This is a genomic window from Micromonospora sp. SD19, from assembly GCF_054462275.1.
On sequence record NZ_JBTLMN010000003.1, the window covers coordinates 107472 to 122114 of the forward strand.

Annotated in this window: 12 protein-coding genes; 4 read left to right on the forward strand and 8 right to left on the reverse strand. The window is 72.4% G+C overall.

What is annotated here, in order from left to right:
- Positions 1-107 precede the first annotated feature (107 nt).
- Together ACX27O_RS12980 and ACX27O_RS12985 are read right to left on the reverse strand one after the other, a co-directional pair.
- Positions 108-950 carry an endo alpha-1,4 polygalactosaminidase gene (locus ACX27O_RS12980; RefSeq protein WP_285793515.1) on the reverse strand — a complete coding sequence of 281 codons (843 nt, stop codon included), beginning with the start codon at positions 948-950 and terminating at the stop codon, positions 108-110.
- A gap of 117 nt (positions 951-1067) precedes the next feature.
- The gene (locus ACX27O_RS12985; RefSeq protein ID WP_458939495.1) at positions 1068-2228 is read right to left on the reverse strand and encodes a CAP domain-containing protein; all 1161 of its coding nucleotides are present in this window, start codon (positions 2226-2228) and stop codon (positions 1068-1070) included.
- 371 nt (positions 2229-2599) lie between these two features.
- Between ACX27O_RS12985 and ACX27O_RS12990 the strand changes: the two genes are divergently transcribed.
- From ACX27O_RS12990 to ACX27O_RS13000, 3 genes are all read left to right on the forward strand, one after another.
- The gene (locus ACX27O_RS12990; protein WP_007456482.1) at positions 2600-2794 is read left to right on the forward strand and encodes a hypothetical protein; all 195 of its coding nucleotides are present in this window, start codon (positions 2600-2602) and stop codon (positions 2792-2794) included.
- Between the two features lie 345 nt (positions 2795-3139).
- Positions 3140-6754, forward strand: a complete 3615-nt coding sequence (gene smc, locus ACX27O_RS12995; RefSeq protein WP_458939496.1) for a chromosome segregation protein SMC — start codon at positions 3140-3142, stop codon at positions 6752-6754.
- Positions 6754-7374, forward strand: a complete 621-nt coding sequence (locus ACX27O_RS13000) for an HAD family hydrolase (protein ID WP_030335267.1) — start codon at positions 6754-6756, stop codon at positions 7372-7374. The genes smc and ACX27O_RS13000 overlap by 1 nt, the downstream gene beginning before the upstream one ends.
- A gap of 72 nt (positions 7375-7446) precedes the next feature.
- Here ACX27O_RS13000 and ACX27O_RS13005 read toward each other — a convergent pair whose 3' ends face one another.
- Positions 7447-8397 carry an SMP-30/gluconolactonase/LRE family protein gene (locus ACX27O_RS13005; RefSeq protein WP_387219092.1) on the reverse strand — a complete coding sequence of 317 codons (951 nt, stop codon included), beginning with the start codon at positions 8395-8397 and terminating at the stop codon, positions 7447-7449.
- A 76-nt stretch (positions 8398-8473) separates the two neighbouring features.
- Between ACX27O_RS13005 and ACX27O_RS13010 the strand changes: the two genes are divergently transcribed.
- The gene (locus ACX27O_RS13010) at positions 8474-9448 is read left to right on the forward strand and encodes an ArsR/SmtB family transcription factor (RefSeq protein WP_210858525.1); all 975 of its coding nucleotides are present in this window, start codon (positions 8474-8476) and stop codon (positions 9446-9448) included.
- 11 nt (positions 9449-9459) lie between these two features.
- On the opposite strand, the gene ACX27O_RS13015 is transcribed toward ACX27O_RS13010, so the two are convergent.
- The 5 genes from ACX27O_RS13015 to ACX27O_RS13035 all read right to left on the reverse strand — a co-directional run bounded on the left by ACX27O_RS13015 (position 9460) and on the right by ACX27O_RS13035 (position 14472).
- Positions 9460-9981: a DinB family protein gene (locus ACX27O_RS13015; protein WP_030335262.1), complete on the reverse strand. Its 522-nt coding sequence runs from the start codon at positions 9979-9981 to the stop codon at positions 9460-9462.
- Positions 9982-10024: 43 nt separating this feature from the next.
- Positions 10025-10519: a universal stress protein gene (locus ACX27O_RS13020; RefSeq protein ID WP_030335260.1), complete on the reverse strand. Its 495-nt coding sequence runs from the start codon at positions 10517-10519 to the stop codon at positions 10025-10027.
- A 9-nt stretch (positions 10520-10528) separates the two neighbouring features.
- Positions 10529-12106: an MDR family MFS transporter gene (locus ACX27O_RS13025; RefSeq protein ID WP_458939662.1), complete on the reverse strand. Its 1578-nt coding sequence runs from the start codon at positions 12104-12106 to the stop codon at positions 10529-10531.
- A 187-nt stretch (positions 12107-12293) separates the two neighbouring features.
- Positions 12294-12734, reverse strand: a complete 441-nt coding sequence (locus ACX27O_RS13030; RefSeq protein WP_245233712.1) for a MarR family winged helix-turn-helix transcriptional regulator — start codon at positions 12732-12734, stop codon at positions 12294-12296.
- Positions 12735-12744: 10 nt separating this feature from the next.
- Complete coding sequence (locus ACX27O_RS13035) at positions 12745-14472, reverse strand: alkaline phosphatase D family protein (RefSeq protein ID WP_458939497.1); 1728 nt, start codon at positions 14470-14472, stop codon at positions 12745-12747.
- Between the last annotated feature and the right edge of the window lie 171 nt (positions 14473-14643).

Consider the following 14643-nt stretch of genomic DNA (forward strand, 5'->3'; position numbering starts at 1 on the left):
ATCTTGCACTTTCGGTGGCGACAAAGCCGAATGAACCTGGCATGTCGACCACCGAAAGTGCAAGATCGCGGGATGCAAGATCGCGGGGTGCGGGGTGCGGACCGGGATCAGGGCAGGGGGCAGGGGTCGCGGGAGGCGTCGAGGGTGCGGTCCTTGCGGATCGACGCGAAGCCGTAGCCGACAGTGGTGACACAGAAGTCGTCGGTGGAGCCGGTGTACTCCACGTGGAAGACCGGCTTGCCGGCGTCGCTGAACGGCAGCAGTTTGGCGCACTGGGCCAGCCGGACGCACTCCTCGTTGACCGCGAAGTCGAAGTCCGGGGCGAGCGCGGCGAGCTGCGGCACATCGTTGGCCAGCCCGGGGGAGAGGCTCAGCGAGCGGGCCAGCTCGGCCAGCCGGCGGTTGAACAGCAGTTGGTCGTCGAAGTCGAGCGGAAAGCCGGTGCGGGCCGCGTACCCGTCGGCGTCGAAGAGCGCCACCGCGCCGAAGCCTTTGCCCCGGCAGAGTCGGAACCGGTCGGCCAGCACCGGCCGAAGCGCGTCCCAACTCCGGACGTCCAGCCACCGGCTGTCGGGTCGACGCCCGGCCGCGCCCCGGACGATCTCCGGGAACCGGTTGGCGTCCGGGTCGTCGGAGCCGACCGACCCCACGTTCACCTGGCAGATCAACCGGCGGTCCCGAGAGCGCAGCTCGGCGGTCTGCGCGGCGGTGGTGGTCACCGGGTCGAGCAGGAAGACGTCGGCGTCCACCGCCGGATCGAGCGGGCCGCTGAGCTGCCACTGCCACTGCCAGTGCCGGGCCTGTTCCGTCGGCCACGCGGTGGGCGCGCCGGGTGGGGTCAGCGCGGGACGGCACCCGTACGCCGGCAGCACCAGCACGAGCACGACGCTGGCCGACAGGGCGCGGCGCAGTGGGCGTACGGCGACGCGTCGCCGCGGCCGGATCCGCATCGGCAGCTCCCGGGTCCCGGACGGCCGGTCGCCGCCCGCACCGGTACGCGGCCCCCACGCTCCGGCCCGACGTACCTCACCGGGTCAAACGAGCGCGGGGGCGGGAACGACGCGCGATCAGCGCGGCGCCGCGAAGACCTGCGTCCAGTACGGTCCGTTGCTGCTGGCGATGCCGACGCCGATCTCGGTGAACGCGCAGTTCAGGATGTTTGCCCGGTGGCCGGAGCTGTTCATCCAGGCGTCCATGACCGCGGCCGGGGTCTTCTGGTTCCAGGCCACGTTCTCGCCGTACGTGCGCCAGGTGTAGCCGACCCGGTCCAGCCGGGTGCCGGCGTTGCTGCCGTCGCTGCCGGTGTGCGACATGTTCTGGTGGTCGGCCTGATCCTGGCTGTGCCGCTGGGCGGCAGTCATCAGCTTGTCGTCGATGCTGAGCGCCTTGCAGCCGGCCTTGGCTCGTTCGGCGTTGACCAGGTCCACCACCTCGCGGGCCTGGGCGCTGACCGAGCCGCTGGAGCCGCCGGTGTTGGTGGAGCCGCCGGTGCTGCTCGGCGCGCTGGTGCGCGCGACGCTGCGCCGTGACGCCGCGGTGCTCCGCGGCGATGTCGGCGTGGGCTTGACGACCTTGCTCGGCGTCGGGCTCGGCGACGTCGGGCTGGGTGTGGCGGACGGGGAGGGCGCGGCGAGGGTGTCCAGCACCGGCTCCTCGGTCGGTACGGCCGACGCGGCGTAGGAGTCGTCGACGGCCGTCGGTTGCGCGGCCCCGTCGTCACCGCCGGGAAGCGCGAGCGCGCCGACGCCGAAGCTCACCACGAGGGTGGCGGCCGCGGCGGCGCCCCCGATCATCAGCGGCTTGCGCCAGCGGCGTGGGGAGCGGTGCCGTCCCTCTGCGGTCCGCCCGGTCTCGGCGGCGGCGCGCCAGCCGTTGCTGGTCTCCGGGTCGCTGTCGGGCTGCCAGCCGCCGGGCGCCTCATTCTCGGCGTGCCAGCCGCCGGTGTCCTGCGCCCCCGGGCGGTTGTCGCCCCAGCGGCTGTTGGCACTGTCCGGCTGGTGGGCCGGCCATGGCGCCGTGTGCGCCTCCGCGGGCCTCGCCGGCTCCGGCTGTCGGCCGCTGGTGGGCTGCTCCCGGTGCCACTCGTCGCCCGGCTGACCGGGCTCGTCACCGAACAGATAGGCCGAGCGGGGCTCCGGGCGGTCGTGCAGCCAGGCCGGCTCGTCGGTCGGCCCTCCGGTGCGCCGGGGGGCGCCGTTCGGGTCCATCGGATCGGTCCAGCCGTACACGCCTATGCCTCCAGGGGTCGGTTGCGGGCCGGGGTGACGCTACGGCGCGCCTACGACCTGCGGCAACGTGGCTAAGAAAGAGTTAAGGCGAAGTCGGACGCCAGGGTGCGGACTTCGGCGGATCCGGGCGTACAGTAAAGGCGTCCGGACAGAGAGTGTCCGTGCCTTGCGGCAGCCCCCCGACAAGTGGTCAGGTCGACGTGGAGATGATCTACGGCCTGCGAGAACTTGACGAAGGAGGGGTTTGCGGCTCAATATATAGGTGTCGCCAGTCGCGCCCGGTCATGCCCAGATACAGCCTGGAATGACAGCCGCGTACAAATGGGCGCGCGTTGGCCGGCCTTTCCGGCAGCGCATATCAAGGAGTCAGCATGGCGAAGGCCCTCTACGGCCACGTAGGTGCAGCGCCCGACCGGCGTCTGCTCGACGAGGTCACCCGACTGCGTGCCAGGGTCCAGGCACTGGAGTTCGAGATCACGCGTCTGCGTGCCGACAATGATCGGCTCGCGGCGGCTGCGGCGGAGGCGGACGATCTGCTCCGTCTGGCCGAGCCGGCGCTGACCTGATCTTCAGGTCCTCAAAACTGAATCGCACCACCGCAAAAATGCGCGCCGACACCTCTGTGCCGGCGCGCAACACTGTCCGGCACCTTTTCGACACCGACCATTCATGATCTTGCGATGGGTCGGGGAAGCGCACCTCGCAGTTACCGAAAAGCGCGTCGATGGATAAGCGATCATGAAAGGTGCTTGTCTTTCTTTGCGGGCGACAGAACGGCAGCGCCCCCACGGTCGACGCGACGCGGGGCGGGTCGCGTGCCGGCCCGCTCCCACCGCCGGGTTAGTCTGCGAGTTCACCCAGGTCCCCACAGCCGGCGACGGTACGGCGGCCACCGGACGAGGATCGAGTAGGTGTATCTCAAGAGCCTGACGGTGAAGGGGTTCAAGTCCTTCGCCTCCGCCACGACGCTGAAGCTGGAACCCGGGATCACCTGTGTGGTGGGCCCGAACGGCTCGGGCAAGTCCAACGTCGTCGACGCCATCGCCTGGGTGCTCGGCGAGCAGGGCGCCAAGGCGCTGCGTGGCGGCAAGATGGAGGACGTCATCTTCGCCGGCACCGCCGGTCGGGCGCCGCTGGGCCGCGCCGAGGTCACCCTGACCATCGACAACACCGACGGCGCGCTGCCGATCGAGTACACCGAGGTCTCCATCACCCGCCGGATGTTCCGCTCCGGCGAGAGCGAGTACGAGATCAACGGCAACTCCTGCCGGCTGCTCGACATCCAGGAACTGCTCTCCGACTCCGGCATCGGCCGGGAGATGCACATCATCGTCGGGCAGGGCCGCCTCGACGGCATGCTGCACGCCAAGCCGGAGGACCGCCGCGCGTTCATCGAGGAGGCGGCCGGCGTCCTCAAGCACCGCAAGCGCAAGGAAAAGGCGCTGCGCAAGCTCGACGCGATGCAGACCAACCTCAACCGCCTCACCGACCTCACCGCCGAGCTGCGTCGTCAGCTCAAGCCGCTGGGCCGGCAGGCCGAGGTGGCCCGACGCGCCGCCGCCATCCAGGCCAACCTGCGCGACGCCCGGTTGCGCCTGCTCGCCGACGACCTGGCCACCCTGCGGACCACGCTGGACCGGGAGATCGCCGACGAGACCGCGCTGCGCGAGCGGCGTGAGCAGATCGAGGGTGAGCACGCCGAGGTGCATGGCCGGCTCGGCGAGTTGGAGGCCGCCCTCGCGGAGGACGCGCCGCTGCTCGCCGCCGCCCAGGACACCTGGTACAAGCTGTCCGCTCTGCAGGAACGCTTCCGCTCGATCGAGCAACTGGCCCGGGAACGGCTGCGGCACCTGAGCGCCACCGGCGACGACGAGCGACCCGGCCGCGACCCGGACCAGCTGGAGGCCGAGGCCGAGCGGGTCCGCGAGCAGGAGGAGGAGCTGCGCGGCGCGCTCACCGACGACCAGATCCGACTGGCCGAGGCGGTCGAGCACCGCCAGGAGCTGGAACGGCAGCTCGCCGCCGCCGAACGGGAGCTGGTCGCCGCCGCCAAGGCCATCGCCGACCGGCGGGAGGGAATGGCGAGGCTCACCGGCCAGGTCAACTCCGCCCGGGCTCGGACCACCAGCGCCGGCGAGGAGATCGAACGCCTCGCCATCGCGCACGCCGACGCGCTGGGCCGCGCCGAGCAGGCGCAGGCCGACCTCGACGCGGTCGCCGCCCAGTCCACCGAGGCCGACCGGGACAACGCGGACCTGGATGCCCGGCACGCCGAGGCGGTCGCCGTGCAGGAGCGGGCACAGGCCAGCGTCCGATCACTGACCGACGCCGAGCGGGCGGCGGAGAAGGACGCCGCCACCTGGAAGGCCAGGGAGGAGGCGCTCGCCCTGGGACTGCGGCGCAAGGACGGTGCGGGGGCCCTGCTCGCCCGCGCCGGGGACGTGCCCGGCCTGCTCGGCAGCCTCGCCGGGCTGCTCACCGTCGCCCCGGGCCACGAGGCCGCGCTGGCCGCCGCGCTCGGCGGCCTCGCCGACGCGGTCGCCGTCAGTGGGGTGGACGAGGCCGTCGAGGCGATGCGGCTGCTGAAGATCTCCGACGCCGGCCGGGCCGGCCTGCTGGTCGGCAGCCCGGCGGGGCCCGGCATGACCGGCTCCGCGGACGCGCTGCGCCCGAAGCTGCCGGACGGTGCCCGGTGGGCGCCCGACCTGGTGGAGTGCGGCGACGAGCTGCGGCCGGCGGTGCACCGGGCCCTGCGCGACGTGGCGCTCGTCGATGATCTCGCCGCCGCGGCGGAGCTGGTCGCCACCAACCCCGAGCTGCGGGCGGTCACCCCGGACGGTGACGTGGTCGGGGCGTACGCGGCCGCGGGTGGGTCGGCCAAGGCCCCCAGCTACATCGAGGTGCAGGCCGCCGTGGAGGAGGCTCGCGCCAATCGGCTCACCGCCGAACGCGCCGCCTCGGAGCTGCGTGACCAGTTGGTCGAGGCGCGCGCCGAGGTGGCCGCCGCCAAAGAGGCAGTGCAGCACGCCGCCGCCGAGAAGCGCGAGGCGGAGAGCCACCGCAACGCCGCCGCCCGCCGCCTGGCCGAGCTGGGCGCGGCAGCCCGGTCCGCGAAAGCCGAGACGGACCGGCTCGGGGACTCCCGCTCCCGCGCCGAGGCCGCCCGGCAACGGGACCTCACCGCCCTCGCCGAACTGGAGGAGCGGCTGCGGCTGGCCGAGGAGACCCCGGTCGACGCCGAGCCCTCCACCGAGGAACGCGACCAACTGGCGGCCATGGTGCCGCAGGCCCGGCAGAACGAGATGGAGGTCCGGCTCGCCGTCCGTACCGCCGAGGAGCGGGTCTCCTCGATCGCCGGCCGGGCCGACTCCCTCGCCCGGCAGGCCACCGCGGAACGGGCCGCCCGGGAACGCGCGGCGGCCCGGCGGGCCGCCCGCGCCCGGGGCGCGAGCATCGCCCGGTCCGTCGCCGGTGGCGCCCGGGAGGCGCTGACCCGGCTGACCACCTCGATCGCGACGGCCGAGGAGCACCGCGACGCGGTCGCCCTGGAACGGGCCGCGCGCGAGGCGGAGCTTCAGGAGGTACGCGGCGCCGCGAAGCGGCTCGGCGCGGAGCTGGAGCGGCTGACCAGCCAGGTGCACCGCGACGAGGTGGCCCGGGCGGAGCAGCGGCTGCGTATCGAGCAGTTGGAGGCGAAGGCCGCCGAGGACTTCGGGCTGGACGTGGAGACGCTCGTCGCCGAGTACGGCCCCACCCAGCCCGTGCCGCCGACCCAGGTCGACGTCGCGGCGGCCGAACGGGACGGTCTGCCGGTGCCCGAGCCGGTGCGCTACGAGCGGCCGGTGCAGGAGAAGCGGGCCGCGAAGGCGGAACGCGAACTCGCCCTGCTGGGCAAGGTCAACCCGCTCGCGCTGGAGGAGTTCGCCGCGCTGGAGGAGCGTTTCAAGTTCCTCTCCGAGCAGTTGGAGGACCTCAAGGCCACCCGCCGGGACCTGCTCACCGTGGTCAAGGACGTGGACGAGCGGATCCTGGAGGTGTTCGCCAGCGCCTTCGAGGACACCGCCCGTGAGTTCGAGCAGGTGTTCACAGTGCTCTTCCCCGGCGGCGAGGGACGGCTGATCCTCACCGAACCGGACGACCTGCTCACCACCGGCGTCGAGGTGGAGGCCCGCCCGCCGGGCAAGAAGATCAAGCGTTTGTCGCTGCTCTCCGGTGGCGAGCGGTCGCTGACCGCGGTGGCCATGCTGGTGGCGATCTTCCGCGCCCGACCCAGCCCGTTCTACATCATGGACGAGGTGGAGGCGGCCCTGGACGACGTCAACCTGGGCCGGCTGATCACACTGCTGGCACAGTTGCGGGAGAAGAGTCAGCTGATCGTCATCACGCACCAGAAGCGGACGATGGAGATCGCCGACGCGCTCTACGGCGTGACCATGCGCAGCGGGGTCACCCAGGTGATCAGCCAACGGCTCAACCGGGCCGACGAGGACGACCAGCGGCACGGCCGCGGCGAGGAGAACGGGTAGTGGCTCGGGAACGCGCGACGGCGCTCCTGCTGGACTTCGACGGCGTACTGCGCCGGTGGGACCCGGCGGTGGCCGCCGTTGTGGAGCGGGAGTACGGCCTCTCCGAGGGGGTGCTCGGCGAGATCGCCATGCAGTGGGGGCGGCTCCAGCCGGTGCTCACCGGCCAGGTCAATCACGCCGAGTGGATGAGCAGTGTGGCGGACGCCCTGACCGAATCGGTGGGCAGCCCGGAACGGGCCCGCGCTGCGGTGGAGCAGTGGCAGAGCTACCGGGGAGAGGTCGACCAGGAGGTGCTGGCGTTCGTCCGGGAGGTCCGCGCGGCGGGCGTCCGGGTCGGGCTGGGCACCAACGCCACCGACCTGCTCGACGCCGACCTGGCCGCGCTCGGCCTGGTCGGCGAGCTGGACGTGGTGGTCAACTCCTCGGTGGTCGGCGTGCACAAGCCCGCCCCGGAATACTTCCAGGCCGCCTGCGTGGCCCTGGCCACCCCGCCGGCCCGGGTCCTGTTCGTCGACGACGAGGACTGGGCCGTGCGGGGTGCCCGGTCCGCCGGGCTGTCGGCGCACCGCTGGGGCGGCCACGCCGACCTCCGTTACCTGCGCGCCGCCCTGGCGTACTGAGCGAGGCGACAGCGGCGCGTTCGTCGGCATCGCGGTGACCCGGCCCGCCAACGCTCGGGGCGTCGGGCCGGGTCAGCGCAGCCCGGGGACCTGGGTGACGGTGAAGGGCGGCGCCGGGGCGGACGCGTTGAGCTGGCTGTTCACCCAGAGCAGCCGGCCGGCGTCCCGGACGATCGTGGTCGGCGACTGCGCCAGGCCGGCCGGACGGGACTGCCGTACCACCCGAGCGGTTCTCCGGTCGGCGTCCACGATCGCCAGGTTCACCGCGAAATCCCAGCCGCCGGCGCCGTCGGGAAAGTTCACCACCCCGTAGAGCCGGTCGCCCTCCACCAGCAGCCCGTCGGCGCCCAGCTGGCCGTGGATCACCTCGACGGCCCTGGCCGTCCGCCCGACCAGGTCGACCCGCCACAGCCGCTCGGTGCCGGGCTGACCGTTGCCCTGGTCGCCGACGAGCGCGATCCGCCCGCCGTCGGTGACGACGATGCCGTTGAGGAATCCCGGCGCGACCGGGAAGTCAGCGGGGGCGAGCCACCGTACGAGGTTCCCGACCGTCGGGCCGTCCAGCGCCGCCCGCCACAGCGTGCCGGTGGCCGAGTCGGTGACGTAGACCGCGTCGGCGGTCAGCGCCAGGTCGTTGAGGGCGGCGCCCGGCCCCGTCCGGCGGGCCAGCAGCTCACCGTCCGGGGCGTACACGAAGAGCGCGCCGGTGTCCCAGCCGGCGACGAAGATCCGACCCCGCCGGTCGACGTGCAACCCGGCCGCCCGGGTACGCCCGTCCGCCCCCGGCGGCAGGAACTGTCGCAGCTCCCGGTCGCGGACGTGACCACGGTAGACGGCACCGGTGCCGAGACTGGTGACGTAGAGGGTGCCGTCCCGGGTCACCGCGATCCCCTCGGGCAGCACCCCGGACGCCCGGGAGACCACGTACGTGTCGGGGCGCGGGCGTTCGGCGAGCGCCGGGGCGGGTACGGCGACGGTCAGCACGGCCAGGCCGGCGGTGGCCGATGCGAGCAGCTTTTTCATGGCCCGAGGGTCACCGCACCGCCGGGTCGTCTCCAGCCCCTTTCGCACCCGCCCGAAAGGTGGCAGCGTCGATGCCGTGGTGACTCTGCACCTGAGCGCGGCGGACCTCAGCCGTACCGTGTTGCGTGCCGAGCCGTCGGTGTTGTTGGAGCTGGGGGCTGCCGGGCAACGGGTGTTCCAGACCACCGTGCCGGAACACCTGGTCGCGTGGCGGGCCCGTACCCGTGCCGCACTGCGCCCGGTCATGTGGCCCTACCTGGACCTGTGCCGTCGCGAGAGGTGGTTCCCGGACTTCCTCACCCCGCCCCGCTTCGGTGGGGAGCTTGGCCCCGCGTTGGCGGAGGTCGCGGCCACCCCGGCGGCGACCCTCGCCGCGGAGCTACGACCGCGGATCGAGGCCGGCGAGCTGCCACCCCGGGTCGGTCCGCTCGCCGACGGGAAACCAGCCGCGGTACGCCGCCTACTCGATGCGATGGAGGCTTTCCACGCCGTCGCGGTGGGCGCGTACTGGGAGACGATCGTCGCGGCGGTGCACGCCGACCGGACGGTACGCGGTCGAGCCATCGTGGACGCAGGGCTCGACCGCGTGCTCCGTGGCCTCAGCCCTTACCTGCACTTCACGCCGACGGGGGACACGTACGAGCTGTCGTACCGGTGCGCCTTCGGCGGGGACGTCGGTCTGTCGCCGGGCGGCCGGGGCGTCACCCTGGTGCCCTCGTACTTCGTGCCGCAGCCCGCTGTGCTCGACGACCCGGCCGGCCCACTGGTGCTGACCTACCCGATCCGGCCGGCCCGGCGGGAACTGGCCACCGGCCAGCCCCTCGCCCACCTGCTCGGCCGGAGCCGGGCCGCCGTGCTGCAAGTGGTCGCCGACGGCCTCAGCACCTCACAGGTGGCCCGAGCGGTGGGCATCTCGATCGCCTCCGCCAGCGAGCACACCAGCACCCTGCGCCGGGCCGGACTGATCGCCACCCACCGGGCCGGTTCGTCAGTGGTGCACACGCTGACCCCGCTGGGCGAGCACATGCTGCGGGCCGGGCGGCCGGACTGACGGCTACCCGGTCACTCGCCGGTGACGCCGTCGATGCGTTCGCGGATCAGATCGGCGTGCCCGTTGTGCCGGGCGTACTCCTCGATCATGTGCACGTACACCCAGCGCAGGTTGAACGTGCGCTTCTTCGGGCCGACCTCGGTGAACGTCTCGTCGAGCGAGTGGCCGGCGGCGGCCTCGCGGGCCAGCGCCACCTCGCGGTGGAAGATGGCGAAGTCGGCTTCGGCGTTGGCGGCGCTGACGTCGTGGTCGGCGTCCGGTGTCTCCGGGGTGAAGTACGGGTAGTCGACCTGCGCGCCGGCGAAGTTCTCCCGGAACCACCAGGCCTCGACCTCGGCCAGGTGCCGGACCAGGCCGAGCAGTGTCAGCCCGGACGGCTCCACGCTCGGTGTGCGCAACTGCTCCTCGGTGAGGCCGGCGCACTTGAGCAGCAGGGTCTGCCGGTGGTAGTCGAGCCAGCCGTCGAGCATGGTGCGCTCGTCGCCGACGTACGGTTCGGGGGTCCGGGTGATCTCCGGTGCGATCCAGGTCATGCCGCGCATCCTGCCCGGCCCCTCCGACAGCCGCGACCCGTTATCAGGGCACCACGACGACGGGCCAGCGGCCGGCCCGGACCAGCCGGGTGGCGACCGAGCCGACCAGCCGGTGCCCGGCCTGCTCGGAGGCCCCGACCACCACCATGTCGGCCTGGAACTCGTCGGCCGCGGCGCGCAGCTCGCCGTACGCGTCGCCGCGCCGCACCACCAGGGTCACCGGAATGCTCCACTGCTCGGCCCCGCGCCGGCACTCCCGACGCAGCTCGTCAGCCAGCTCGTCGTGGGTGCGCTGGACCGCGCCGGCATCCATCCCGGGCACCAGCGCGGTCAACCCGCTCGGCGAGCTGACGAAGACCACCACCAGCGCGGCGCCCTGCCGACGGGCGAGCCCTGCGGCGTAGAAGCCGGCCCGCTCGGAGGTGCGGGTGCCGTCGACGCCCACCATGATCACCCGTGGCCCGTCCGTGCCGCGCTCGAAAGGCAGCGGCCGGGCCCGGGGACCGTACTCCTCGCGGTCCGGTGCTCCCACGCCCATGGTTCTACCTCACCTCTGCTCGCCGGTACGGATCACGGCTGCGCCAGCGCCGGCGGCGAGTGTCGATTCCCGCTCGACCTCGCCGGAAACCGGGTTGCCGTTGTGCTGGCGCAGCGGCACCTCCTTGATGAAGGCCACCGCGATCAGCGCGATCAGCGCGAACGGGGCGGCGGTCAGGAAGATGTCGCCGGCGCCGTGGCCGTACGCGCTCTCCACCACGGCCCGCAGCGGGCCGGGCAGGGTGTGCACGTCGGGCAGGGTGCCGCCGCCGCCCGAGCTGGATGCCGGGATGCCGAGCTGGGCCAGCCCGTCGGCGGTGTAGTCCTTGACCTTGTGGGCGAGCACCGCGCCGAGGGCGGACACACCGATGGCGCCGCCGAGGCTGCGGAAGAACGCCACCACCGAGCTGGCCGCGCCGAGTTCGTGCGGGCCGACGGTGTTCTGCACGGCGAGGACCAGGTTCTGCATGGTCATGCCGAGGCCGACGCCGATCACCAGCATGTAGACGCTGAGCAGTGTGAAGTTGGTGTCGGCGCGGAGGGTGCCCATCAGCGCGAAGCCGATGGTGAGCAGCGCCGAGCCGATCACCAGGTACCGCTTCCAACGGCCGGTCCTGGTGATGACCCGCCCGATGACAGTGGAGGAGACCAGCAGGCCGAGGATCATCGGCAGGGTCATCAGGCCGGACATGGTCGGGCTCTGACCGCGGCTGATCTGGAAGTACTGGCCCAGGAAGATCGACGCGCCGAACATGCCCACACCGACCGCGATGCTGGCGACGACGGCGAGGGTGATGGTGCGGTTGCGGAACAGCCGCGGCGGGATCATGGGCTCGGCGGCCCGGGTCTCGACCCGGATCGCCAGGGCGCCGAGGATCAGCGCGCCGACGACCATGGCGGCGGTCTGCCAGGAAGCCCAGGCGAACTGGTCGCCGGCGAGCGAGACCCAGATCAGCAGCAGCGACACGGCTGCGGTGATCAGGGTGGCGCCCCACCAGTCGATCTCGGCCTTCCGCTTGACGACCGGCAGGTGCAGGGTCTTCTGGAGCACGATCAGCGCGACGATGGCGAACGGCACGCCGACGTAGAAGCACCAGCGCCAGCCGAGCCAGGAGGTGTCCACGATCACGCCGCCGATCAGCGGTCCGCCGATGGTGCCGACGGCCATCACCGCGCCGAGGTAGCCGCTGTAGCGGCCCCGCTCGCGGGGCGCGATCATCGTGGCCATGATCACCTGGGCCAGCGCGGTGAGGCCACCGGCGCCGATGCCCTGGAGCACCCGGCACGCGATCAGCTCTCCGGTGCCCTGGGCGAGGCCGGCCAGCACCGAGCCCAGCACGTAGATCCCCAGGGCCACTTGAACGAGGGTCTTCTTGCTGGTCAGATCGGCCAGCTTGCCCCAGATGGGGGTCGTCGCGGTGGTCGCGAGGAGGGCCGAGGTCACCACCCAGGTGTACGCGGACTGGCCGCCGTGCAGTTCGGTGATGATCCGTGGCAGCGCGTTCGAGATGACCGTGGATGAGAGGATCGCGACGAACAGGCCCAGAAGGAGGCCGGAGAGTGCTTCCAGGATCTGCCGGTGGGTCATGGTCACGGCGGTTGCCTGGGGAGGCACTGTCGCCTGGCTCATCGTTTGTTGCCTCCGAGCGGAGTCGGGGTGGAACGGCGGAGGGCGGGGCGCGCGGCCGCCTGAGAGTTGCCTGAAGCAACGGTATGCCTTAGTTGCCTGAAGCAACAACTTGTCCGACCGGCACCCTATTCCCGGTCACCGGGCGCTACTGCCAGGAGTCGTTGAACCGGCCGAGCAGCCGGGCGAAATCCTCGATGTCGCGCTCCGACCAGCCGTCCAGGGCACGCACGAACTCGCCCAGCCGGGCCGCGCGGGCCACGTCGAACCGGCGCTGCCCCTGCTCGGTCAGGCTGATCTGCGCGGCCCGCCGGTCACTCGGATCGGGGTCGCGGTGGACCAGACCGAGCACCTCCAACGCGTTGATCTGCCGGCTCAGCGTCCCCTTGCCCACGCCCAGCCGCGCCGCCAACTCGGTCAACCGGATCGACCCGCTCCGCCGCAACCAGAGCAGCAACCCGTAGGTGTTCGGCTCCAGATTCGGGTGCACCTCCCGGGCGATCTCCCAGGAGACCGCCCGGCCACGGCGCAGCAGAGCGGTCAACTCGTGCTCAACCGCCCGGATCGGCTCCGGCAGGTGCTCATCCACGGCGTAGAGACTACGGCGCGCCCGCGCCGCTGCTCCCGGAGAGTCGACGCCGCATCACCGGGCGTAGGTGCCCGTCACTCGTGGTGCCCTCGATCACCACGTCGGCGTCGCGCCCCCGATGGGTCAGGGTGGCGACCGCGTTACCGAAGTACGGGCCGGCCAGCTTGCGCCAGCGCACCCCCGGCCGGCGTACGCCCGCCGAACGCGCCAACGCCCGGGTCGCCCCGGCCGGACCGGGTGACCAGCCCAGCCGCATCAGCGGACGGATGCCCGCCGGCACCTGGTTGTGGATCGGCGAACAGGTGAGCTGGTGCACCGGAGTCACCACCGCCGGATCGGCGAACCGGGCCCGCGCCACGTACGAGTGGTGCACGTCACCGGAGAGCACGCTGATCGACGCCGGTGGGGCGTACGCCGGACCGGCCCCGACCCGCGCCCCGGACTGTCGAGGCGTGCCGGTGCCGATGCGCGCGAACGTCTCCGCCAGCGCCTCGAAGGAACGCCGGAACGCCGCCCAGTGCTCCAGGTCCAGAGCGCGGCGCAGCTTCTCCGCCCCGCGCGCCACCCACGGTCGGCGCGAGTCCGCCAGTTTCTCGTTCCACGCCTCGATGTGGTGAATGCCCTGCGGCAGCAGCCAGGGCAGCGAGGCACCCACCACCAGGTGGTCGTAGACCCCGTGCGCCTGGTCGAGGAACCAGGCCCACTCGCCGGGCGGCAGCATCGCCCGGTTGTTGGACTCGAGCACCCGGCTGCACCTGTTGTCCAGCATCACCAGCCGGGTCCGGCCCAGATCCAGCGCGTAGCTCCACTGGTACTGCACCGTGCGCCAACGCTCGGTGTCGTGCGCCAGGTCGGACTCCTGGTCGACCCGGTGGCCGAACTCGCGCAGCACGCTGGTGGCGTCCTCGGCGGCGACGACCTTCGCGAAGACCGGATCGGCGACGATCTCGTCGGGGGAGAGGTTGCCAAGGTGCTGGTAGACCCAGTACGAGGCGAGCCCGCTGCCGATCCGCTCCTGCCACCACGGCTGCTCGCGCACCTCGGCACGCCACGCCGCCGAGGTGTTCCAGTCGTCGATGATCTCGTGATCGTCAAAGATCATCACGCTCGGCACGGTGGAGAGCAGCCAGCGGATCTCCGGATCACGCCAGGACTCCAGGTAGAGCTTGGTGTACTCGTCGAAGCTCACCACCTGGTCGGCCGGAGCGCCCTTCGGCCGCCGCCGCCGTCGACGCAGCAGCCGACGCACGGTCGGCGAGGTGACGTCGGCGTAGACCTGGTCACCGAGCAGCACCAGCAGGTCGGGCAGCGGGTTCGACTCCGGGTCGGCCATCAACCGCCGGGCGTACGCGTCCAGCGCGTCCGGCGGCAGCTTGCGGGTGGTGGCGTGCTGGGTGGTCTCCCGGCACGAGCCGAAGATCATGTTGACCGGCTGGTCCCGGTCGTCGGTGGCCCGGGTGCGGATCACGCTCGGCGGGAACCCGCTGCTCGGCACCGGCCAGACCATTTCGTCGTCGACCAGGACCTCGTAGGTGGTCTCGCTGTCCGGAGTGAGCCCCTCCACCACCACGAGGGCGTAGTGGTGGTCGTACGCCGAGAAGGTGGGCGCGGTGCCGGTGGCGCCGCCTGCGGTGCGGACCGTGACCACGGCGGGCGCCGCCGTCTCGACCCAGATCGTCGCCCGGGTGTCCACCACGCGCCGCAGCAGTGGGCCGATGAGGAGGTGTGCGGCGGGCATGCGGCCGAGCCTACCGCCGGTCAGCGGCCCCGGCCGGGTGCGGTGGCTGAGACGCCGGGCACCGCTCGGGGTGCGGTGGCTGAGATGCCGGGCACCGCTCGGGGTGCGGTGGCTGGGACGCCGGGCACCGCTCGGGGCGCGGTGGCTGGGACGCCGGGCACCGCTTGCGGG